The 21,292-nt window shown below is 68.1% G+C and carries 20 protein-coding genes; 19 read left to right on the top strand and 1 reads right to left on the bottom strand.

Going from position 1 to position 21,292, the window contains the following annotated elements:
* The first annotated feature begins 105 nt into the window (after nt 1–105).
* The 18 genes from AABQ55_RS26355 to AABQ55_RS26270 all read left to right on the top strand — a co-directional run bounded on the left by AABQ55_RS26355 (nt 106) and on the right by AABQ55_RS26270 (nt 18,831).
* Nucleotides 106–2,277 carry a TonB-dependent siderophore receptor gene (locus AABQ55_RS26355; protein ID WP_272807900.1) on the top strand — a complete coding sequence of 724 codons (2,172 nt, stop codon included), beginning with the start codon at nt 106–108 and terminating at the stop codon, nt 2,275–2,277.
* Nucleotides 2,277–3,884, top strand: a complete 1,608-nt coding sequence (locus tag AABQ55_RS26350) for an alpha/beta hydrolase-fold protein (RefSeq protein ID WP_272807901.1) — start codon at nt 2,277–2,279, stop codon at nt 3,882–3,884. Before AABQ55_RS26355 ends, AABQ55_RS26350 begins: the two co-directional genes overlap by 1 nt.
* A gap of 100 nt (nt 3,885–3,984) precedes the next feature.
* Complete coding sequence (locus AABQ55_RS26345; protein ID WP_272807902.1) at nt 3,985–4,284, top strand: DUF2218 domain-containing protein; 300 nt, start codon at nt 3,985–3,987, stop codon at nt 4,282–4,284.
* A 33-nt stretch (nt 4,285–4,317) separates the two neighbouring features.
* A complete protein-coding gene (locus AABQ55_RS26340; protein WP_272807903.1) occupies nt 4,318–5,220 on the top strand; it encodes a siderophore ABC transporter substrate-binding protein in 903 nt (300 codons plus the stop codon).
* Nucleotides 5,217–6,194: an ABC transporter permease gene (locus AABQ55_RS26335; RefSeq protein ID WP_272807904.1), complete on the top strand. Its 978-nt coding sequence runs from the start codon at nt 5,217–5,219 to the stop codon at nt 6,192–6,194. The genes AABQ55_RS26340 and AABQ55_RS26335 overlap by 4 nt, the downstream gene beginning before the upstream one ends.
* On the top strand, nt 6,187–7,128 hold the full coding sequence (locus AABQ55_RS26330; RefSeq protein ID WP_272807905.1) for an iron chelate uptake ABC transporter family permease subunit: 942 nt from the start codon (nt 6,187–6,189) through the stop codon (nt 7,126–7,128). The genes AABQ55_RS26335 and AABQ55_RS26330 overlap by 8 nt, the downstream gene beginning before the upstream one ends.
* Nucleotides 7,125–7,883, top strand: a complete 759-nt coding sequence (locus tag AABQ55_RS26325) for an iron ABC transporter ATP-binding protein (protein WP_272807906.1) — start codon at nt 7,125–7,127, stop codon at nt 7,881–7,883. The genes AABQ55_RS26330 and AABQ55_RS26325 overlap by 4 nt, the downstream gene beginning before the upstream one ends.
* A gap of 65 nt (nt 7,884–7,948) precedes the next feature.
* On the top strand, nt 7,949–9,229 hold the full coding sequence (locus tag AABQ55_RS26320) for an NAD(P)/FAD-dependent oxidoreductase (RefSeq protein ID WP_272807907.1): 1,281 nt from the start codon (nt 7,949–7,951) through the stop codon (nt 9,227–9,229).
* A gap of 104 nt (nt 9,230–9,333) precedes the next feature.
* Nucleotides 9,334–10,107 carry an SDR family NAD(P)-dependent oxidoreductase gene (locus AABQ55_RS26315; protein WP_272807908.1) on the top strand — a complete coding sequence of 258 codons (774 nt, stop codon included), beginning with the start codon at nt 9,334–9,336 and terminating at the stop codon, nt 10,105–10,107.
* 10 nt (nt 10,108–10,117) lie between these two features.
* Nucleotides 10,118–10,867: an SDR family NAD(P)-dependent oxidoreductase gene (locus AABQ55_RS26310; protein ID WP_272807909.1), complete on the top strand. Its 750-nt coding sequence runs from the start codon at nt 10,118–10,120 to the stop codon at nt 10,865–10,867.
* Nucleotides 10,868–10,975: 108 nt separating this feature from the next.
* A complete protein-coding gene (locus tag AABQ55_RS26305; RefSeq protein WP_272807910.1) occupies nt 10,976–12,064 on the top strand; it encodes a D-TA family PLP-dependent enzyme in 1,089 nt (362 codons plus the stop codon).
* Between the two features lie 74 nt (nt 12,065–12,138).
* Complete coding sequence (locus AABQ55_RS26300; protein WP_272807911.1) at nt 12,139–12,531, top strand: RidA family protein; 393 nt, start codon at nt 12,139–12,141, stop codon at nt 12,529–12,531.
* 192 nt (nt 12,532–12,723) lie between these two features.
* Entirely contained in the window at nt 12,724–13,263 is a 540-nt protein-coding gene (locus AABQ55_RS26295; protein WP_272807912.1) for a flavin reductase family protein, read from the top strand.
* Nucleotides 13,264–13,385: 122 nt separating this feature from the next.
* Nucleotides 13,386–14,738, top strand: coding sequence for an LLM class flavin-dependent oxidoreductase (locus AABQ55_RS26290; RefSeq protein WP_244766570.1), 1,353 nt, complete (start codon nt 13,386–13,388; stop codon nt 14,736–14,738).
* A 9-nt stretch (nt 14,739–14,747) separates the two neighbouring features.
* On the top strand, nt 14,748–15,599 hold the full coding sequence (locus AABQ55_RS26285) for an ABC transporter permease (protein ID WP_272807913.1): 852 nt from the start codon (nt 14,748–14,750) through the stop codon (nt 15,597–15,599).
* A 32-nt stretch (nt 15,600–15,631) separates the two neighbouring features.
* Nucleotides 15,632–16,606, top strand: a complete 975-nt coding sequence (locus AABQ55_RS26280; RefSeq protein WP_272807914.1) for an ABC transporter substrate-binding protein — start codon at nt 15,632–15,634, stop codon at nt 16,604–16,606.
* 8 nt (nt 16,607–16,614) lie between these two features.
* Nucleotides 16,615–17,385 carry an ABC transporter ATP-binding protein gene (locus tag AABQ55_RS26275; protein ID WP_244766573.1) on the top strand — a complete coding sequence of 257 codons (771 nt, stop codon included), beginning with the start codon at nt 16,615–16,617 and terminating at the stop codon, nt 17,383–17,385.
* A 129-nt stretch (nt 17,386–17,514) separates the two neighbouring features.
* On the top strand, nt 17,515–18,831 hold the full coding sequence (locus AABQ55_RS26270) for a replication-associated recombination protein A (protein ID WP_272807915.1): 1,317 nt from the start codon (nt 17,515–17,517) through the stop codon (nt 18,829–18,831).
* A gap of 3 nt (nt 18,832–18,834) precedes the next feature.
* Here AABQ55_RS26270 and AABQ55_RS26265 read toward each other — a convergent pair whose 3' ends face one another.
* Nucleotides 18,835–19,431, bottom strand: a complete 597-nt coding sequence (locus AABQ55_RS26265) for a CDP-alcohol phosphatidyltransferase family protein (protein WP_272807916.1) — start codon at nt 19,429–19,431, stop codon at nt 18,835–18,837.
* A 119-nt stretch (nt 19,432–19,550) separates the two neighbouring features.
* Here AABQ55_RS26265 and AABQ55_RS26260 point away from each other — a divergent pair, with 119 nt between their 5' ends.
* Entirely contained in the window at nt 19,551–21,287 is a 1,737-nt protein-coding gene (locus AABQ55_RS26260; protein WP_272807917.1) for a bifunctional alpha/beta hydrolase/class I SAM-dependent methyltransferase, read from the top strand.
* Nucleotides 21,288–21,292 lie beyond the last annotated feature (5 nt).

Here is a 21,292-nt window from a genome sequence, read left to right as displayed (position 1 = left end):
ACTTCGTTAATCAAGTTTAATCGCCGGCCGTCGCGCCGGCCTTGTCGTATGTGGGTTCAGGAAATGTGGGGCACTCTTTCGCCGTCGATCGGACAACGTCGTATCATGCTGCTTGCCGCGGCCAGCGTCCTGGCGCTGAACGCGGCCGTCGCGCAGGAACAAGGGACCGGCCAGGCGACAGGCCAGGGCAGCACGGCGCTGGAAGCGATCGTCGTTGAGGGCGGCGCCGGCGAGCGGGGCGACGGGCCGGTTGACGGCTACGTCGCGAAGAAGAGCCTTGCCGGCACCAAGACGGATACGCCGGTTTCCAAAACGCCGCAGACCGTCAGCGTCGTCTCCAGGGAGCAGATCGAGGACCAGAGCGCCCAGTCCGTCGCCGAGGCGCTGCGCTATACGCCGGGCGTCCTCACCGAGTACCGCGGCGCCTCCAACCTGCGCGACGAGCTTTTCGTGCGCGGCTTCTACTACGTGCCGAAATATCTCGACGGCCTGTTCCTCGGCGGCGACCTCTCGTATGCGAAGATCGATCCCTATCTCCTGGAGCGCGTGGAGCTGATCTCGGGCCCCGCCTCGGTCCTTTATGGCCAGGCCAATCCCGGCGGCATCGTCAACATGGTCAGCAAGAAGCCGACCGATACGCCGCTGCGCGCGGTGGAGCTTTCGGTCGGTACGGACAAGTACCTTTCCGCCGGCTTCGACATCTCCGACACGTTCGACGACGTCTTCGGCTACCGCATCGCGGCGAAGGGCCTCCGGCGCGACCTGCAGGAGGACCATGCGAAGAACCGCTCCTTCGCCGTCGCGCCGTCCTTCACCTGGTCGCCGGACGAGGGCACCTCGCTGACCATCCTCGGCGGCTACCAGAACGAACCGGATGCAGGCTACCGCAACTTCCTCGATGCGGCCGGCACCGTCACGCCGATCCCGGGCTTCGGCTTCGTGCCGCGTGACTTCTTCGTGTCCGATCCGGATTTCGAGCGTTCGGAACGCAAGCAGGCCTGGATCGGCTACGAGTTCAGGCACGAGTTCAACGACAATCTCACCTTCCGCCAGAATGCCCGCTACCACCATGTCGACTGGCTGCACCATACGCTGGTCTATGGCAGCGCCAGCCCCGATCCGGTGACCGGGAACAACACGATCGTCAGCCGCTCGGCGAGCGGCGGCACGGACACCTGGAACCAGTTCACCATCGACAACCAGATCGAGGCGACATTCTCGACGGGCGCCGCCGAGCACACGCTGCTCGGCGGCGTGGACTACCAGTATCGCACCCGTGATTACAAATGGGGCCGCGCCGCCGGGCCGAGCATCGACCTTGCCGACCCGCGCTACGGCGACTTCGACTTCTCGTCGCTGGTGCTGGCAACCACCGACCTTCAGGACCTGACGGCCCGCCAGGTGGGTGTCTACCTGCAGGACCAGGTGGAGATCGGCGCCTTGAACCTTCTCGCCGGTATCCGCTACGACCGGGCCAAGACCGAGATAGACGACCGGCTGGGCACCAACGACCAGTCCTATGACGACGGCGCCTTCACTTGGCGGGCCGGGGCGCTCTACGCCTTCGACAACGGCCTGTCGCCCTATGTCAGCTATGCGACCTCCTTCGAGCCGGCGCTCTACCTGCCGCCGGCCGGCAGCCCGGCCTTCTCGCCCACGACGGCCGGGCAGTTCGAGGTCGGCGTCAAATATGCCCCGGAAGGCTCCGGCCTGCTGCTGACGGCCGCCTATTACGACCTGAGGCAGAAGGACGTGGTGGCCGGCGCCTGGGACCCGGACCTCGGCCAGGTGGTCTATTCGCAGGTCGGCAAGATCCACAACCGCGGCATCGAGCTTTCCGCCCGGGCGGAGGTGACGAACAACCTCTCGCTGATCGCCGGCTACAGCTATATCGACTCGATCGTCAAGGAATCCGTCAATACGAGCGAAGTCGGCAAGATGCCGGCCCGCATTCCGCAGCATCAGGCCTCGCTCTGGGCGACCTACACGGCCGATGAGGGCGCGCTGGAGGGGCTGACCGTCGGCGGGGGCCTGCGTTATATCGGCACAAGCTGGGGCGATGGCGGCAATTCGTTCAAGGTCGGCGCCGTCACGCTGTTCGACGCCATGGCCTCCTACGATTTCGGCGCGAAGAGCCCGGAGCTGAAGGGCCTGTCCCTGCAGCTCAACGTCAAGAATATCGGCGACGAGCGCTACGTCGCCTCCTGCGCCAGCGCCTATGCCTGCTTCTATGGCGAAGGCCGCAGCATCGTCGCGACGCTGAAGAAGGAATGGTGATGCGCAGGATGATCGGATCGGGCGTCATGGCCTTGATCCTCTCGATGACGCCGGCGCCTGCGGCGGAGACGACGCAAGCCGTGCCGCTCGCCGCCGGCACGGCGGTGACGGGGAAGGCTGCGACGGCCGGGGCAAGGGAGGCCTTCGATCCCCGGACGGCCGTCGGCGACTACTTCAAGGGGGCGTTTCGCGTCGAGGCCGGCACCTTCGATCTTGATCTCGTGGACAGCGAGGGCCGGCACCTGCGCCGGCTCGCCGAAGGGGCGGGGGGCGTCGCGGAGTTCCAGTTCGTTGCCGAAGGCTCCGGCGAGCGGCTGGTCGTCACGGCCGCACGCGCGGGCGCCTATGTGCTCGGCATCGAGCGCAAGGTCGGCCTTGCCGAGCAGCGGCCGGCGCCGACCGCCTATCTGAGCCCCGCCATCGCCGGGATCGCCACCGCGGTCGCGGCGGGCGGAACGACGGAGGCCTTCTGGGCGATGGTCGCGGACCGCGGCACGCCGCTCGTCGAGGACGGGCCGGCGGGGCACAGGATCGTCACCTTCCTGGGGCGCGGCGCGAAGCGCAACATCCGCCTGTTCGGCGCACCGAGCGGCGACCACGAGGAATTGCAGCGTCTCGGCGATTCGGACATCTGGTTCAGGAGCTTTCAGGTGCCGGAAGGCACGCGGCTGTCCTATCAGCTGGCCTTCGACGTGCCCGACGTGCCCGGCACCGCGCGCGACCGGCGCGTCGCCATCCTTTCGACGGCCAGGGCCGATCCGCTCAACCGGCACCGCTGGCCGGCGGAGGCGGTGGACGCCTATAATCAGGAGTCCGTGCTGGAACTGGCCGGTGCGCCGCCGCAGCCGTTTCTGGCGGAGAAGGGCAATCCCCAGGGCCGGTTGAGCCGGCTGTCGATCGAAAGCCGGCTGCTCGGCAACCGCCGCGACATCACGCTCTACTACCCGCCCGGTTTCGACCCGGCGCGCAAGGACACGGTCCTGCTCTTCGTCTTCGACGCCGACCAGTATCTCGACCGCGTGCCGGTGCCGCGCATCCTCGACAACATGATCGCCGCCGGCGCGGTGCCGCCGGTGGTCGCCGTCTTCGTCGCCAATCCCGACCGGGCGGCGCGGGCGCGCGAACTTCCGGCCAATCCGGCCTTCGCGGATTTCATGGCCACGGAGCTTTATCCGCGGGTGGCAAGGGAAACGGGGCTGGCGATCCCGGCCACGCGCACGGTGCTGGCCGGCTCCAGCTATGGCGGCCTTGCCTCGGCCACCGTCGCCATGCGGCATCCGGAGGTCTTCGGCAACGTGCTCTCCATGTCCGGTTCCTTCTGGTGGAGCCCGCCGGGCACGCCGGAGGACCGGCAGGAGCATGTGGCGGGGCTGATTGCCGCAGGCCCGGCGCTGCCGCTGCGCTTCTTCCTCTCGGCCGGCCTCTTCGAAACGGGCGCGCAGGGCTCGGCCGGCATCCTCGAAACCAGCCGGCATTTGCGGGACGTGCTGCAGGCCAAGGGCATTCCCGTCACCTATCGCGACTATGCCGGCGGCCACGACTATCTCGTCTGGCAGGGCGTCATCTCGGACGGGCTGATCGCGCTGTTCGGTGGGGATCGGCCCTGACGGCCGGCTTCCCTTGTCGGGAAAACATGAGTAAGGACGTTATGTTTTCGGCGCTGCCGGCAGGCAAGCCGGCCGCCGGACAAGGATGAAAGGGAAGGCCATGCTCGAATCCGTCGCCTATCTGGAGACCGCCCACGGCCGGAAATACCTGGCGCAGCTGTGCAAGCATTTCGCGCACAAGATCGAGGTCACCGCTTCGGAAAACCACGGCGAATGTCACTTTGCCTGCGGCCTCGGCATTCTCGATGCCGATGACTATGGCCTGCGCATGACCGCCCGGGCCGAAAACGGCGAGGACCTCGCCCAGACCCAGTCGGTGATCGAATCGCATCTCGCGCGCTTCGCCTTCCGTGAGGAGCTTCAACCGCTCGACTGGCAGTGGCAGAACAAGGCCGGCTGAGCGTTCGCATCCATCCAGAATGACAGGTAGACCATGAAACAGTTCCGCCCGCTTGCGGCCTTCGCCGCCCTTGCCCTTTCCATCCTGCCCGCCAGCGCCATGGACGTGACGACGGCGCGGGGAACGGTCGCGGTGGACGGCGTGCCGAAGACCATCGCCGTCTACGACATGGCCGCGCTCGACACGCTCGACCGCCTCGGCATCCGCCCGGCAGGCGTGCCGGACAAGCTCTACGTTCCCGCGCTGGAGCCGATCAAGGCGGGCGCGACGGCGGTCGGCACGCTCTTCGAGCCCGACCTCGAGGCGCTGAGCGCGCTCGGTCCTGATCTCGTCATCGTCGGCAGCCGGTCCGCCGCCAAGGCGGACGTCACCGCCAAGGTCGCGCCGACCATCGACATGACGATCGATGGCGACGATCTCTTCGGGCAGGCCAAGCTGCGTCTTGAGACCTATGGCGAGCTGTTCGGCAAGGCGGCGGAGGCAAAGGCCATTGCCGGTGAGCTGGACGCGAAGCTCGCGGCCGCCAGGGCCGCCGTTGCCGGCAAGGGCAAGGCGCTGATCGTCATGACCAACGGGCCGAAGGTCTCCACCTATGGCCCCGGCTCGCGCTTCGGCTGGGTGCATGCGGCGCTCGACCTGCCGCCGGCGATCGCCGAGATCGAGACGGCGACGCATGGCGAGGCGGTGTCCTTCGAGTTCATCCGCGAGGCGAACCCCGACTGGCTTCTGGTGCTCGACCGCGCCGCTGCCGTCGGCTCCAACGAGCAGGCCGCCAGGGTGACGCTCGACAACGAGCTCGTGGCGGAAACGACGGCGTGGAAGAAGGGCCAGGTCGTCTACCTGCCGGCGCCGGATTTCTACATCGCCGCCGGCGGCGTGCAGTCGCTCGAACGCGTGCTGGCGACGATCACGGAGGCCTTCGCCGCCGCGAAATGAGCGCCCGCGCCCTGCACCCCTCCTTGCGGATCGGAACGATCGCGGGCCTCGGGCTCGCGGTCCTTTTTGTGCTGAGCCTTGCCGTCGGCGTCAGCCCGATGCCGCTTGGCCGGGTGCTGAGCGATCCCGAAGCGCTGCAGCTGCTCCTCGTCAGCCGCCTGCCGCGCACGCTTGCCGCGATCCTCAGCGGCGCCGGGCTGGCGATCGCCGGCCTCATCATGCAGACGCTGGCCCGCAACCGCTTCGTCGAGCCCGCGACCGCCGGCACGGCGCAGAGCGCCGAACTCGGCATCCTCCTCGTCACGCTGCTCTTTCCCGCCGCCGCCCTGCCGGTGAAGACGCTCGTCGCCGGCGGCGCGGCCCTGCTCGGCACCTCGATCTTCCTGGCGACCGCCCATCGCCTGCCGCCCGCCCAGCCGTTCCTCGTGCCGCTCTTCGGCATCGTCTATGGCGGGGTCATCGGCGCGGCCGCGACCTATGCGGCCTGGCAGGCGGATCTCCTGCAGTTCCTCGCCGTCTGGACCAACGGCGACTTCTCCGGCGTGCTGCGCGGGCGCTACGAACTCTTGTGGATCGCCGCCGTGATGGTCGCCATCGCCTGGTTCGTCGCCGACCGGCTGACCATCATGGCGCTGGGGCGCGAGGCGAGCATCGGGCTCGGCATCGACTACGCCCGCATGATGCAGATCGGCCTCGTCCTCGTCTCCGTCATCACGGCGCTGGCCGTCGCCGTCGTCGGCATGATCCCCTTCGTCGGCCTTGCCGTGCCCAACATCGTCTCGCGCCTGATGGGCGACAATGTGCGCGGCACGCTGGGCTGGGTCGCCGCCGGCGGGGCGGGGCTTGTGCTCGCCTGCGACATCGCCGGGCGCCTTATCCGCTATCCTTACGAGATCCCCGTCGGCACGGTGATGGGCGTGGTCGGCGGCGCGATCTTCCTCTGGCTGCTCTTCCGGCGTGGCGCCCATGCCTGACCGCCGTCTTCTCGGCCTTGCCGCCGCGGCCCTTGCTGCCGCCGTCGCGTTCCTGGCGATCGGCCTCAAGGGCAACATCGCCTTCGTGCTGGAACTGCGCCTCGTGAAGCTTGCGGCGCTGGTGCAGGTGGGCGTGGCGATCGCCATTTCCACCGTGATCTTCCAGACCGTCACCGGCAACCGCATCCTGACGCCGTCGATCATGGGGCTCGATGCGCTCTATCTCTTCGGCCAGATGCTGATGGTCTTCCTGCTCGGCGGGGTGGGCTACGTGGCGCTCGATCCGCAGCTGAAGTTCGGCCTGGAGGTGCTGGTGCTGATGGCGCTCGCCTCGGCGCTGCTGCTGCCCATGCTGAGGAGCCGCCTCGACATGGGCCTGATGCTGCTGGCCGGCGTGGTCTTCGGCGTCCTGTTCCGCAGCCTGCATTCGCTGCTCGCCCGCCTCATCGACCCAAACGAGTTCTCCGTCGTGCAATCGGCGAGCTTCGCCAATTTCAATGCCGTGCGCACCGACCTCCTGGTCTTCGCCGCCATCGTCACGGTCATCGCCGCCGTGATCGCCTGGCGGGCGCGCCACGTGCTCGATGTCATCTCGCTGGGGCCGGATACCGCGACGGGCCTCGGCGTCGGCTGGACGGGCACGGTGACGGGCCTGCTGCTGCTCGTCTCAGCGCTGGTCGCCGTCTCCACGGCGCTCGTCGGGCCGGTCGCCTTCTTCGGGCTTCTGGTGGCGGCGCTGGCCGAGCGCATCGTCGATACCCGCCGCCACGGCGTTCTGCTGCCGGCGGCCGCCCTTGCCGGCATCGTCGTGCTCGTCGGCGGGCAGACGCTGTTCCAGCATGCGCTCGGCAACGCGACGGCGCTCGGCGTCGTCATCGAATTCGTTGGCGGGCTCGTCTTCCTCCTGCTGCTGGTCCTCGGGAGCCGCAAATGATCCGGATAGAAAACGTCTCCTTCAAGCACCGGACGACGCCGATCCTCACGGATGTCAGCCTGACGATCCCGAAGGGCGGCGTCGTGGCGCTGATCGGGCCGAACGGCGCGGGAAAGTCCTCGCTTCTTTCGCTCGTCGCGCGGCTGCAGCCGCTCCAGACGGGCGCCATCGATATCGACGGCCTGCCGGTGGATAGCACGCCCGGCCGGGAGCTCGCCCGCGTCATTGCCATCCTGCGGCAGGACACCACGGTGGCAAGCCGCCTCAAGGTGCGCGAGCTCGTCGGCTTCGGCCGTTTTCCCCATGGCCGCGGCCGCCTCACCGCGGCCGACCACGCCATTATCGATGCGGCCATCGCCCGGTTCGATCTCGCCGACCTTGCCGACCGCTTCATCGAGACGCTCTCCGGCGGCCAGCGCCAGCGCGCGCTTGTCGCCATGGCCTTCGCGCAGGGCACGGATTACCTCTTGCTCGACGAGCCGCTGAACAATCTCGACATGTATTACGCCCGCGAACTGATGCGCTCGCTGCGCAGCATCGCCGACGGCAAGGGCAAGACGGTCGTCATCGTGCTGCACGACATCAACCAGGCAAGCGCCCACGCCGACCGCATCGTCGCGATGAAGGGCGGCCGTATCGTCGCGGACGGCACGCCGGCGGAAATCCTGACGCCGGAAACGCTGGAGGCCGTCTTCGGCTTTAACATGCGGGTGGAGACGATCGAGGGCAAGCCCTTCGTGCTGCATCAGCTCTAAGGCCGATTGACGAGCGGGGAGCGGATGCGCATCAGTCCACCCATCGCATGCCGAGGGGGAGCAGCATGGTCTATCCGGATACCTATTACCGCCGCACCATGACGGACCGGGCGGCGCGCCCCGCGCTCGCCGGCACCGTCGACTGCGACGCGGTGATCATCGGCGGCGGCCTTGCCGGCCTCTCGACGGCCCTTCAGCTCGCGCGGGCTGGCCGGAGCGTGGCGGTGCTGGAAGCGGAGAGCATCGGCTTCGGCGCCTCCGGGCGCAATGGCGGCTTCGTCAGCGCCGGCTATGCGACGGGGGAGGGCAATATCGCCCGCATGGCCGGCCCGGCGTCGGCGCACGAGTTGCATCTCCTGTCGATGGAGGGCGTCGAGTTCGTCCGCGACAACATCCGGACCCTTGGCCTTGAGGATGCAAAGCTCCGGCCGGGCCTGATGAGCGTGCTGCGCTACGATGACGGCGCGCGCCTCAAGGCCGACGTGGAGGACGCACGCCGGCGCTATGGCGAAGACGCCAGCTACATGGACCGCGATGCGGTGCGCGCGGTGCTGAAATCGGACCGCTACCATCAGGCGGTACGCCACGGGGATGCCTTCCACATGCACCCCTTGAATTATCTGTGCGGCATCGCCCGGGAAATCGAGCGCCTCGGCGGGTGCATCTTCGAGCAGTCCGCGGCAACGGGGACGGATCTGGAGGGCGCGGAGAAGCGGGTGAAGACGGCAGGCGGCACGGTGACGGCGCGGGACGTCGTCTTCGCCACCGGCGGGTACACCGGGGCGCTGAATGCGCGGCTCCGGCGCGCCTTCCTGCCGATCGCCACCTATGTGATGGTCAGCGAGGAGGCGCCTGACCTTCTCGCTGCGGCGATTGCCACGGGCGACGCCATCGGCGACAACCGCCGGGCGGGCGACTATTACCGCCTCGTCGATGATGGCCGGAGGCTGCTCTGGGGCGGGCGCATCACCACCCGCGCCGCCTCGGCCGAGCGGCTGGTGCGCGAACTGCGCGCTGAGATGGTCGGCACCTACCCGCAGCTTGCCGGCCTCAGGACGGAGCTCGCCTGGTCGGGCCTGATGTCCTATGCCCGCCACCTGATGCCCCAGATCGGGCGCATGGCCCCCGGCGTCTGGCACTGCACCGCCTTCGGCGGCCACGGCCTCAACACGACGGCGATCGGCGGCAAGGTCGTCGCCGAGGGCATCCTGGGGGAAAGCGAGCGCTACAGGCTCTTTGCGCCTTTCGGCCTGGTCTGGGCCGGCGGCCTCGCGGGGCTGGCGGTTGCGCAATTGACCTACTGGAAGCTGCAGGTGCAGGACCGGTGGCGCGAGCGCGCCGCCTGAGGCGGCCGCCACTGAGCGGTGGGTTGCCCGAACTGCGGTGTTGACTATCGCCGTCGCGCGCCATCCTTTTCATGAAAGGACATCGCATCGAGGCAGGGGAAACCATGACCGACCAGACCCGAGTAGCGCTCATTGCCGGCGGGGCCGGCGGCATGGGGACGGCGATCGCCGCGCGGCTTTCCGCCGATGGTTATGCCGTCGTCCTTGCCGACCTTGAATCCGAACGCCTGACGGCGGCGGTGGAGGCGGTACGAGCCAGGGGCGGTGCGGCGCTTGCGGTGCCGCTCGACATGCGCAAGGTCGCCTCCTGCGCTTCCGCCGTTGAGACGGCGCTCGCCTGGCATGGACGCCTCGACGCCGTCGTCAATGCCGCCGGCGTCTGGCGCGAGGGCGCGGCCGGGACGATGACGGAAGAGGACTGGGACATCGTCCTCGACGTCAACCTCAAGGGGGCGTTCTTCCTCATCCAGGCCGCCATCCCGCATCTTGGGAACGACGCCTCCATCGTCAACATCGCCTCGGATGCCGGTCTCGTCGGCAACAACGGCGCTTCGATCTACTGCGCCTCGAAGGGCGGGCTGGTGCTGCTGACCAAGGCGCTGGCGCTGGAACTCGCGCCGCGCCGGATCCGCGTCAATGCCGTCTGCCCCGGCGACGTCGCGACGCCGATGATCGAGTTCCAGGCGGAACGCTATGGCGGCGGCGACCCGGACGGCTACAAGGCGAAGCTCCTGTCCAACTACCCCCAGCAGACGGCGGCGCGCTTCATCCGGCCGGAGGAGATCGCCCGCATGGTCGCCTATCTCTGCGAGCCGGACGCCGCGCCCATCACGGGGGCCGCCCTTTCCATCGATTTCGGCGTGACGGCCGGTTACTGAGGAGGGGCGGATGCAGCGCAAGACGGCGATCATCACCGGGGCAGGGGCGGAGGACGGCATCGGCTTCGCCTGTGCACGGAGCCTGGCGGAGGAGGGCTATGCCGTCCACCTCGTGGCGACCAGCGCGCGGATCTTGACCCGCGCCGAGGAATTGCGGCGCGACGGGTTTTCCGCGACCGGCCATGTCTGCGACCTCACCGTCAGGGCCGAGGTCGAAACGCTGCGGCGGGCGACGGGGCCGGCCGCGGTGCTCGTCAACAATGCCGGCATGGGCAGCCTCGCACAGCCGGCGCTGCAGCGGGATTTCGCCATGCTGGAGGAGGCGGACTGGGACCGCGGCATCTCCGTCACCCTCAAGACGACGTTCCTTTCGACCCGCCTCTACCTGCCGGACATGCTGGCGGACGGTTACGGCCGCATCGTCAACGTGGCGTCGGTGACGGGACCCTATGTCGCCAATCCCGGCGAGACGGCCTATTCCGCCGCCAAGGCCGGCATGGTGGGCCTGACGCATGCGCTCGCCCTTGAAGCCGGCCCGCATGGCGTCACGATCAATGCCGTGGCGCCCGGCTGGATCGACACGGGCGCCTCCACGGAGGAGGAGCGCCGCGCCGCCATGGCGACGCCCTGCGGCCGCGCGGGCCGGCCGGACGAGGTGGCCGCCGCCGTCGCCTTCCTCGCCTCTCCGAAGGCGAGCTATATCAACGGCGCCGTGCTGGTGGTCGATGGCGGCAACATCCTCCAGGAGCGCAAGGCCTGAATCCCGCCCAAGACGGGGGCGAGGATTTCTGTTTCGTCCCGAAGCCATTCATACCATAGTGACCGCAACCCAACGGGCGCCGCGGGCGCCAAGACTGGAAGGCTTTCCATGACCTATCCCTGGCCCGACGCCGGCACGCCGCTCGAAGACGTCCCCACCCCCATGCCCGTCATCGACGAGAACCGGCTGGCGGCGAACATCGCCCGCGCGCAGGCCTATTTCGACGGGCACGGCATGGCTTTCCGCCCGCACATCAAGACCCACAAGATCATCGCGGTCGCCGAGGCGCAGCGGGCGGCCGGCGCCGTCGGGCTCAACTGCCAGAAGATCAGCGAGGCCGAGGTTTTCGCCGATGCCGGCTTTGAGGACATCCTGATCACCTACAACATTCTCGGCGCGGCGAAGCTCAGGCGCCTGCGCGCGCTGCACGATCGGGTGCCGCGCCTTGCAGTGGTCGCCGACAGCGCCGCGACCGTGGACGGCCTTGCCGGCGCCTTCGATGCCGCCCGTCCGCTGACCGTGCTCGTGGAATGCGATACGGGCGGGCGCCGGTGCGGCGTGCAGACGCCGGAGGCGGCGACGGACCTCGCGGTCCGGATCGCCGCGGCGCCCGCCCTCCGCTTCGGCGGCATCCTCACCTATCCGGCGACCGGCGGGGCGAGCGCGGTGGAGGCTTTCATCGCCAGAACCATGACCTTGCTTGCGGCCCGCGGCCTCGATTGCCCGGTGCGCTCCAGCGGCGGTTCGCCGGACCTTTGGAAGGCCCATCTCGTGCCCTCCGCCACGGAACACCGCGCGGGAACCTATGTCTACAACGACCGCAGCATGGTGCGCGCCGGCCATTGCAAGCGGCAGGACCTTGCCATGCACATCCTTGCGACCGTCGTCTCGCGCCCGGCGGAGGACCGCGCGGTGCTGGATGCCGGTTCCAAGGCGCTGACCTCCGACCTGCTCGGCTTTGCCGACTACGGCGAGATCGAAGGCCACGAGGGCGCGCGCATCGTCTCCCTCTCGGAGGAGCATTCGGTCGTCGATCTCAAGGATTGCCGGGGCGCGTTTCCCGCCATCGGCAGCGTGGTGCACATCGTGCCGAACCACACCTGCGTCGTCAGCAACCTGTTCGACCGCATGGTCTTCCATCGCGGCGGCATCGTCACCAGGGTTGAAGAGGTCGCCGCGCGCGGCACGGTCTGGTGAGCCCGGATTTCGGTTGACGGAACGCGGCAAAGCCGCTCGTGCTGACCGGCAAACGCATTCAAGGAGAATCGGCCATGGCTGAAAACGACGCCCCCTTCTTCATCGAGGACACCGACGAGACGGAGATCTCGTCCGACACCGCCGGCCTCGGCGACCTCCTCGTCACCACGCATATCCCGCTGCGCGCCGACGGATCGCTGGAGACCGGCGATATCACGACGCAGAGCGTGGCGACGCTGGAAAGCCTGAAGGCCTCGCTGGAAAAGGCCGGCAGCAGCCTTGCCGACGTGGTCCATTTGACGATCTACCTCACCGACATCACCGAGCGCCCGGCCTTCAACGAGGTCTACTGCGCCTATTTCAAGAAGCCCTATCCGGTGCGCTGCGCCGTGGGCGTCGCCGCGCTCGCCGATCCCGGCATGCGTGTCGAGGTGACGGCGATGGCGGCGCGGCGCGGGCGCGCCTGAGATCGTGCCGAACCCTGGGTCCTGGCGCGCTCGGCCCATCTTTTCCCCGGCGGCAAACGCTCTCGCAGGCGTCGCGCAATCGAAATTCATATTTTCTATAAAAATAGTGAAATAAGAAATGGCGTGCCTGCTGCCCCAGGCTTCCGCTTGTTATCCCTATCACCATCAGGGGTCTCAAGCGGAGCGGGAACGATGAACGCCCATGTCGAAAACACACGTTTCAACATTCGCGGCACCACGGCGATCGAGCAGCCGGCCGACGCCGACGCGTTGAAGGCGGCGCTGCGCACGCTCGGCGGCGGTGTCAGCATCATCACGGCCGGCGAGGGCGAGGCCCGCACCGGCGCGACCGTCACCTCGGCGACGGCGCTTTCCGTCGAGCCGGCACGCATGCTGGTTTCCCTCAACCGCTCCTCCTCCACCTGGCCCGTCGTCGAGCGCTACGGCCATCTCGGCATCAACATCGTCGGCAGCACTCACGAGGTCCTTGCCAACCAGTTCGCCGGCCGCGGCGGCCTGCGCGGCGCCGATCGCTATCGCGGGGCGGACTGGACCACCGCCGTCAGCGGTGCGCCGCTGCTGGTCGATGCCGTCGCCGCGATCGACTGCGTCGTCGAGGAAGCCATCGAACGGCACAGCCACGTCATCGTCATCGGCAAGGTTCTGGCGATCCGCCTCGGCGCCGGCCATTCGCTGCTCTACCAGGACGGCCGCTACCATGCCCTGTCCTGAAACCTGCTGAGCGGCGCCGCCGCACCGGCATCTCCATCCATGCACTGCCATACCCCGCCGCGGGCGGGATCGAGACCCCGTGGCCGACGCGGCCCTTTCCAGACGATACGAAAGGAAACACGATGACACGCAAGATCAGGCTTGGCGCCTTCCTTCCCGGCGGCGGCCAGCACGTCGCTTCCTGGCGCCACCCGGACCAGCCGGCGGACGGCGCCACCAGCTTCGAATTCCACAAGCAGCTTGCCCAGACCGCCGAGCGCGGCCTGTTCGACGCCTACTTCCTGGCGGACAACCTCGCCATCGGTTTCGGCGGCGCGCGGGAAGGCGGCAATGCCCGCGTTGCGGGCTTCGAGCCGGTGACGCTCTTCTCCGCCCTCGCGCCCTTCACGAAGAACCTCGGCTTCATCGCCACCGCCTCGACGACCTACGAGGAACCCTACAACACGGCGCGCAAATTCGCCTCGCTCGATCTCATTTCCGGCGGCCGTGCCGGCTGGAACGTCGTCACCACGACGGGCGATCCGACCGCGCAGAACTTCAACCGCGAGACCCAGCTGCCTCATGCCGCGCGCTACCGCCGTGCCGCCGAGCATGTCGAGGTGGTCAAGAAGCTCTGGGACAGTTTCGAGGACGACGCCTTCCTGCGCGACAAGGAGCGCGGCGTCTTCTACGATCCGGAAAAGCTGCATGAGAGCGACCATCGCGGCGAGCATTTCCAGGTGCGCGGACCGCTCAACGTCTCCCGTTCGCCGCAGGGCCATCCCGTCATCGTGCAGGCCGGCCAGTCGGATGACGGCCGCGGGCTTGCCGCCGCCACGGCGGAGGTGATCTTCACCGCCCACCAGCACATCGGGACGGCGCAGGAATTCTACCGTGACATCAAGGCGCGCGCCCGCGGCCTCGGCCGCAATCCGGACCATATCCTCGTCATGCCCGGCGTCTCGCCCTTCGTCGGCCGGACGCTGGAGGAGGCGCGGGAGAAATACGACCGCCTGACCGCGCTGATCGTCGAAGAGGACGGTGTCGGTCTCCTCAACGGGCTCACCGGAGGCACGCTGGACCTCAGGGGCTACGACCTCGACGGCCCGCTGCCGCCCGCCCCGCCGACCGAGGGCATGAAGAGCCGCCAGGCGCTGATCCGCCAGATCGCCGACGAGAACAATTTCACGATCCGCCAGCTCTACCAGTGGATCGCCTCCGCCCGTGGCCACTACACCATCGTCGGCACGCCCGAGACGATCGTCGACACCCTGCAGGAATGGTTCGAGAACGAGGCCGCCGACGGCTTCAACATCCTGCCGCCGTGGCTGCCCACCGCGCTCGACGATTTCGTCGACCTGGTCATCCCCGAGCTCCAGCGCCGCGGCCTGTTCCGCACCGAATACGAGGGCACGACGCTGCGCGAAAACCTCGGCCTGCCTTTCCCCGTCAACCGCTGGGCCGGCGCGCGCGCCGCCGTCCAGGCCGCCGAATAGGAGACGACCATGTCCTATGAGAACGTCAACTCCACCCTCGGCGCGGATTTTCGCCTGGCCAGCCGCCCACCGGCGACACCCAGGGTAACGGCGCGGCTGAATGCGCTTTTGCCGTCGTTCCTCGCCCGCTACGGCCTGGTGCTGGCCTTCCTGGCGCTCTGGCAGATTTCGAGCACGCAGGGCTGGGTCAATCCCGCCGTCTTCCCGCCGCTCCACATCATCGTCGCGGCCCTCTGGGACAGCCTTGCCAGCGGCGCGCTCATCGACGACATCGCCATCAGCCTCCAGCGCTCCGGCATCGCCTTTGCTGCCGCCGTCGCGATCGGCATCCCGCTCGGCCTCGTCATGGGACAGGCCAAGATCGTCGAGCAGGCGCTCGATCCGCTGCTGCAGTTCTTCCGCCAGACCTCGGCGCTCGCGCTCTATCCCGTCTTCATCCTGTTGCTCGGGCTCGGCGAAACCTCGAAGGTCTTCGTCATCTTCTGGGCGACGCTCTTCCCGATCCTGCTCGCCACGATCGGCGGCGTGAAGGAGGTCGACGGCAAGCTTGTCGAGATGGCGCGGACCTATGGCGCAGGGCGCCTGACGATCTTCCGCCGCGTCATCCTGCCGGCCTCGGTTCCCGCGATCTTCGTGGGCCTGCGCCTCTCGGCCACCACGGCGCTGCTGCTGCTCATCGCCGCCGAGATGATCGGTGCCAACAAGGGCATCGGCTTTCAGGTGATGAACGCCCAGTACAATTTCCAGATCCCGCTGATGTTCGCCGCCATCCTGCTTCTCGCCCTGCTCGGCCTCATCGCCAATGCGGTGCTGGTCCTCCTCCAGAAGAAGCTTTGCCGCTGGTCGCAGCCGAACGCCTGAACTCCTCATCCTCTTTGTCAAAGGACACCGTCATGACCTTCCATTCGAAGAAGCTTCTCCTCTCCGCCGCCTTCGCGCTCGGCCTTGCCGGCACGGCTTCCGCGGAAGACGTCAACCTGCGTTACCTCGCCAGCCAGGGCGGCCTGACCGCCCATGAGCTTGCCGCCGAACTCGGCTATTTCGAGGGAACCGGCATCACCATCGAGAATGTCGGCTATGCCGCCGGCGGCCCGGCCTCGCTGATCGCGCTCGCTTCCGGCGACGTGGAGCTCGGCAGCGCGGCCACCTCCGCCGTGCTGAACTCGATCATCAGCGGCAACGACTTCGTCGCCGCCTATCCTTCGAACGGCATCAATGCCGAGGTCCAGTCGATCTTCTACGTGCTGGAGGACAGCCCGATCAGGGAGATCAAGGACATTGCCGGCAAGAGCATCGCCGTCAACACGCTCGGCGCCCATCTCGACTACACGATCCGCGAGGCGCTGCATTCGGCCGGCCTGCCGACGGATGCGGCCAACCAGGTCGTCGTGCCCGGCCCGCAGCTCGAGCAGGTGCTGCGCTCCGGCCAGGTCGACATCTCGGCCTTCGGCTACTGGCAGACGACCTTCGAGGGCGCGGCGAGCAAGAACGGCGGCCTGCGCGCGATCTTCGGCGACACGGACGTGCTCGGCGAGATCGCCGGCGGCTTCGTGGTGCTGCGCCGCGATTTCGTCAAGGCGCATCCCGAGGCGGCGAAGACCTTCGTGGAACAGTCCGCCCGCGCGCTCGACTATGCCCGCGAACATCCCGAGGAAACCCGCAAGATCCTCGCAAAGGCCTTGCAGGAACGCGGCGAGAACCCTGACATCGCACAGTATTTCCGCGGTTACGGCGTTCGTGCCGGCGGCCTTCCGGTCGAGCGGGACGTACAGTTCTGGATCGACGTGCTGGTGCGCGAGGGCAAGCTGGAGGACGGCCAGCTCGCGGCCAAGGACGTGCTCTATTCGCCCGATGCGGCGACGAACTGAGGTCCGTCATGAGCCTTGCCCCCGCAGCGATCCGTGGAGAGGTGACGATCCGCCACCTCTCGAAATCCTACACCCTCGATGGCCGGCCGCTGCCGGTTCTCGACAACATCAACCTGAAGATCCGCTCGGGCGAGAGCCTCGCCATCGTCGGCGCCAGCGGCTCCGGCAAGACGACGCTGCTGCGCATCCTCGCCGGGCTGGAGGATGCCGACGGCGGCGAGGTGCTGATCGACGGCAAGGCCGTCTCGGGCGTCGGCGCGGAACGCGCCGTCATCTTCCAGGAGCCGCGCCTGCTGCCTTGGCTGACGGTGCTCGAAAACGTCGCCTTCGGCCTCGATACGCGCGGTGTTTCCCGCGAGGAGGCGAAAGCCCGCGCGCGGCGCTATGTCCAGCTCGTTGGCCTGCAATCCTTCGAGAACGCCTATCCGCGCCAGCTTTCCGGCGGCATGGCGCAGCGCGTCGGTATTGCCCGGGCGCTTGCCGTCCAGCCGGAGATCCTGCTGCTCGACGAACCGCTCGGCGCGCTCGATGCCATGACGAAGATCGGCATGCAGCAGGAGCTGACGCGCATCTGGCGCGACGAGGACGTGACGACCATCCTCGTGACGCACGACCTGGAGGAGGCGATCTACCTTGCCGACCGCATCCTCATCCTGCCGCGCGAGAAGAACGCCGCGCCGCGGTTGATCGAGATCGACCTGCCGCGCCCGCGCGACCGCAGCGCGCCGGAATTCGTGCGCCATCGCGAGGAACTGCTGACCCTCTTCGGCCTGCACTGACCGCGATCGCGCACGATTGCCTTTGACCCCGCCTGCTCCGGCCGATAGACGAACGTCATCCGGCCGGGCAGGCGGGCTTTTGCGTCAGGCCGCCGGGTTGGACAGGACCGTTCGAGACCGGAGGATGCCATGACCGATCTTTTCGACGCCGCGCCGCGCCCCGGCGCCATGCCGCTCGCCGCGGAGCTGCGCCCGGCGAGCCTGGACGACGTGATCGGCCAGGAGAGGATCATCGGCGAGGGCACCATGCTGCGCCGGCGCATCGCGGCCGGAAGGCTCGGCAGCATCGTGCTCTACGGCCCGCCCGGCCTCGGCAAGACGTCGATCGCGCGCGCCATCGGCAACATGCTCGGCAAGAACTTCCGCCCGCTGCATGCCGCGCACAACAACGTGGCCGACATCCGCAAGATCGCCGACGAGGCGCGCATGCGGCCGACCCTGCTCTTCGCGGACGAGGTGCATCGCTTCAGCGCGACGCAGCAGGACCATCTCCTTGCGCTCTGCGAGGAGGGCGTCGCCGACTTCATCGGCGCGACGACCGGCAATCCCTACCATACGCTGACGCCCGCGCTGATCTCCCGCTCCACCATATTGAAGCTGGAGCCGCTGATGCTGGAGGAGATGGAGGAAGTGGTGCGGCGGGGGCTTCGCCACCTTGCGGCGCGGGGCATCGCGGTGGAGCTGGAACCCGACCAACTGCGCCGCATCGCCGGCCGCTCCGGCGGCGATGCGCGTCGCGCGCTGACGGTTCTTGAAAGTCTTGCCGTCGGGCACGCGCCGGGAAAACCCGTCGTCATCACCGAGGCGATGGTCGATGAGGCCTATGCCGCCGCGCCCGTCAACCACGACCGGTCGGGCGATGCGCATTACGACGTGGTCTCGGCCTTCGTGAAATCGATGCGCGGCTCCGATCCCGATGCGACGCTCTACTGGCTTGCCCGGCTGATCCATGGCGGCGAGGACCCGCGCTACATCGCGCGCCGCATCATGATCCACGCGTCCGAGGATGTCGGCCTTGCCGACAACACGGCACTGCAGACGGCGGTGGCCGCGCTGCATGCGGTGGAGAAGATCGGCTATCCCGAGGCGCAGATCATCCTCGCCCATGCCGCCCTGCACGTCGCCCGGGCGCCGAAGTCGAACTCCGCCTGCCGCGGCATTTCGCTTGCGCTCGCCCATGTGGCGAAAGAGGCGCCGTCGGCGGTGCCGATGCATCTGCGCGACGCGCATTACAAAGGGGCGGCGGCGCTCGGCCATGTCGGTTATGCCTTCCCGCATGACGACGGACGGGGCTGGAGCGAGCAGGTCTACGCGCCGGACGTTCCGCGCGGCGCCTTCTACCAGAGCGACGCCCGCGAGGCGGGGACCTTCGAGCGGCGGGCCGACGAGCATTGGGACCAGATCACCGGCCGGCCGACGCCGCGCCGCTTCGGCGAGAAACGCTAACGGCTAAGGTCCGGTGAGGCCGGCCCGGACGCGGTTGACGACCGTCCAGGCGAGCAGCACACAGGCCATCGGCTGGATGTGCCATGTCCAGGCCGGCAGCGTGCCGAAACCGGCGACGAGCGCGCCGAGGGCGCCGAAGAGGAGGGCCCGGTCGCTCTTGCCCATCGGCCCCTCGTAGCTGCGGCCGTTGCCATGGGCGACGCCGAGCACGCCGGCGAACTCCGTCAGCGCCGAAAGGAAGACGATGGCCGTGAACCACGGCAGGGAAAACGGCGCCACCAGCGCGAAGGGCAGGTAGAGCGCGGCATCGGAGACGACATCGGTGATCTCGTTGAGATAGCCGCCGAGCGGGCTCTTCTGGCCGTGTTCGCGGGCGAGCATGCCGTCGATGGCGTTGAGCCCCATGCGCAGCAGCATCCAGACGGGAACGAGCGCGAAAAGGGCGGGCGTCGGATTGACGAGGAGCAGCGCGCCGATCCCCACCGAGACGAGCGCGGCGATCAGCGTCACCTGGTTGGCCGTGACACCCATGGCCGCAAGCCGTCCCACCAGGGGACGAAGCAGGTTCTGGAAGGATGATTTCAGTTTATAGATCGACATGTCAGCTCGAATCCGCTCGATTGCGTGCAACAAAAGAGGATGCAAACGGCATGAAATCAACTGCAAACATGCGTCCTCATCCGTATAGGTGCTGAGGTTTCCGCAGGAGAGATGACAGCATGATCGAATCCGCCTTTGCGAGCCATGACGGCGTGGAGCTTTTCTACCGTGCCTGGCCCGCCCGGTCCGGCGCGGCGAAGGGCGCGGTCGTTCTGCTGCACCGCGGCCATGAGCACAGCGGCCGGGTGGCGCATATTGTCGAGGAGCTCGGGCTCGACGACTTCGCCTTCTACGCGTGGGATGCGCGCGGCCATGGCCGGTCGCCCGGCGAGCGCGGCCATTCGCCGTCCTTCGCCCATTCGGTGCGCGATCTCGATTGCTTCGTCCGCCATATAAGCGAGACCGGCGGCTTTTCCATGGACCAGGTCGCCGTCGTCGCCCAGAGCGTCGGCGCCGTGCTGGCCTCCACCTGGGTTCATGACTATGCGCCTAATATCCGTGCGCTGGTGCTGGCCTCGCCGGCCTTCGACGTGAAGCTCTACGTACCCTTCGCCAAGGAGGGCATCGCGCTCTCGCAAAAGCTCAAGGGCACGTTCTTCGTCAATTCCTACGTCAAGGCCCGTTTCCTGACGCATGATCCGCAGCGCATCGCCTCCTTCGAGGCCGATCCGCTGATCACCCGCCCCATCGCCTCCAACATCCTCCTGGAACTCTACGAGGCGGCGGATCGGGTGGTCGCCGATGCGCGCGCCATCACGGTGCCGACGCAGCTTCTCGTCTCCGGCAGCGATTTCGTCGTGCGCCATGCACCGCAGCACCGCTTCTTCGAAAATCTCGGCAGCACGATCAAGGAGCGCCATGTGCTGCCCGGCTTCTACCACGACACGCTCGGCGAGCGGGACCGGGCGAAGGCGCTCGAAAAGGTGCGGACCTTCCTCCTCCAGCGTTTCGCCGAACCGCCCGTTGTGGCCGACCTGCGGCGCGCGCATCTTTCCGGCCATACCCGCGACGAGGCCGACCGGCTGGCGACGCCGCTCTCGCTGTTTTCCCCGCGCGGGCTCTACTGGGCGCTGACGCGCGCCTCGATCCGCCTCGGCGGCCTCTTTTCCAGGGGCATCGAGACGGGTTTGCGCACCGGCTTCGATTCCGGCTCCACGCTCGACTATGTCTATGAGGACGAGGCCCGGGGCCTTGGCCCCGGCGGGCGGCTGATCGACCGGCAGTTCCTCGATGCGATCGGCTGGCGCGGCATCCGCCAGCGCAAGGTCCATCTGGAGGCGCTGATCGGCAAGGCGCTGGCGCGCCTGAAGGCCGAGGGGCGGCCTCTGCGCGTGCTCGACATCGCCGCCGGCCACGGGCGCTACGTACTCGATGCGGTCGCGGCGTCCGAGGTAAAGCCGGAGAGCATCCGCCTGCAGGACTATTCGCCGATCAACGTGGAGAAGGGCACGGCGCTGATCACTGATCGCGGCCTCTCGGACGTGGCGGAGTTCCACCGGGCGGACGCCTTCGACACGGAAGGGCTTGCCGCGATCGCCCCGCGGCCGACGCTTGCGATCGTTTCCGGCCTCTACGAACTCTTCCCGGACAATGCCCTGATCGAGGCCTCGCTGGCCGGCCTCGCGCGGGCGATGGAGCCGGGGGCGCTGCTCCTCTATACCGGCCAGCCCTGGCATCCGCAGCTTGAGATGATCGCCCGGGCGCTGACCTCGCATCGCGGCGGCGAGGCCTGGATCATGCGCCGGCGCACCCAGCAGGAGATGGACCAGCTCGTGGCGGCCGCCGGCTTCCGCAAGGTCGAGCAGCGTATCGACAAATGGGGCATCTTCACCGTCTCGCTGGCCGAGCGCATCTGAGGCGG

This window comes from Shinella sp. WSD5-1 (assembly GCF_963942435.1).
GTDB lineage: Bacteria > Pseudomonadota > Alphaproteobacteria > Rhizobiales > Rhizobiaceae > Shinella > Shinella yambaruensis.
Note: the sequence above shows the minus strand (reverse complement) of the source record. Positions and strands in the feature narration are given on the sequence as shown.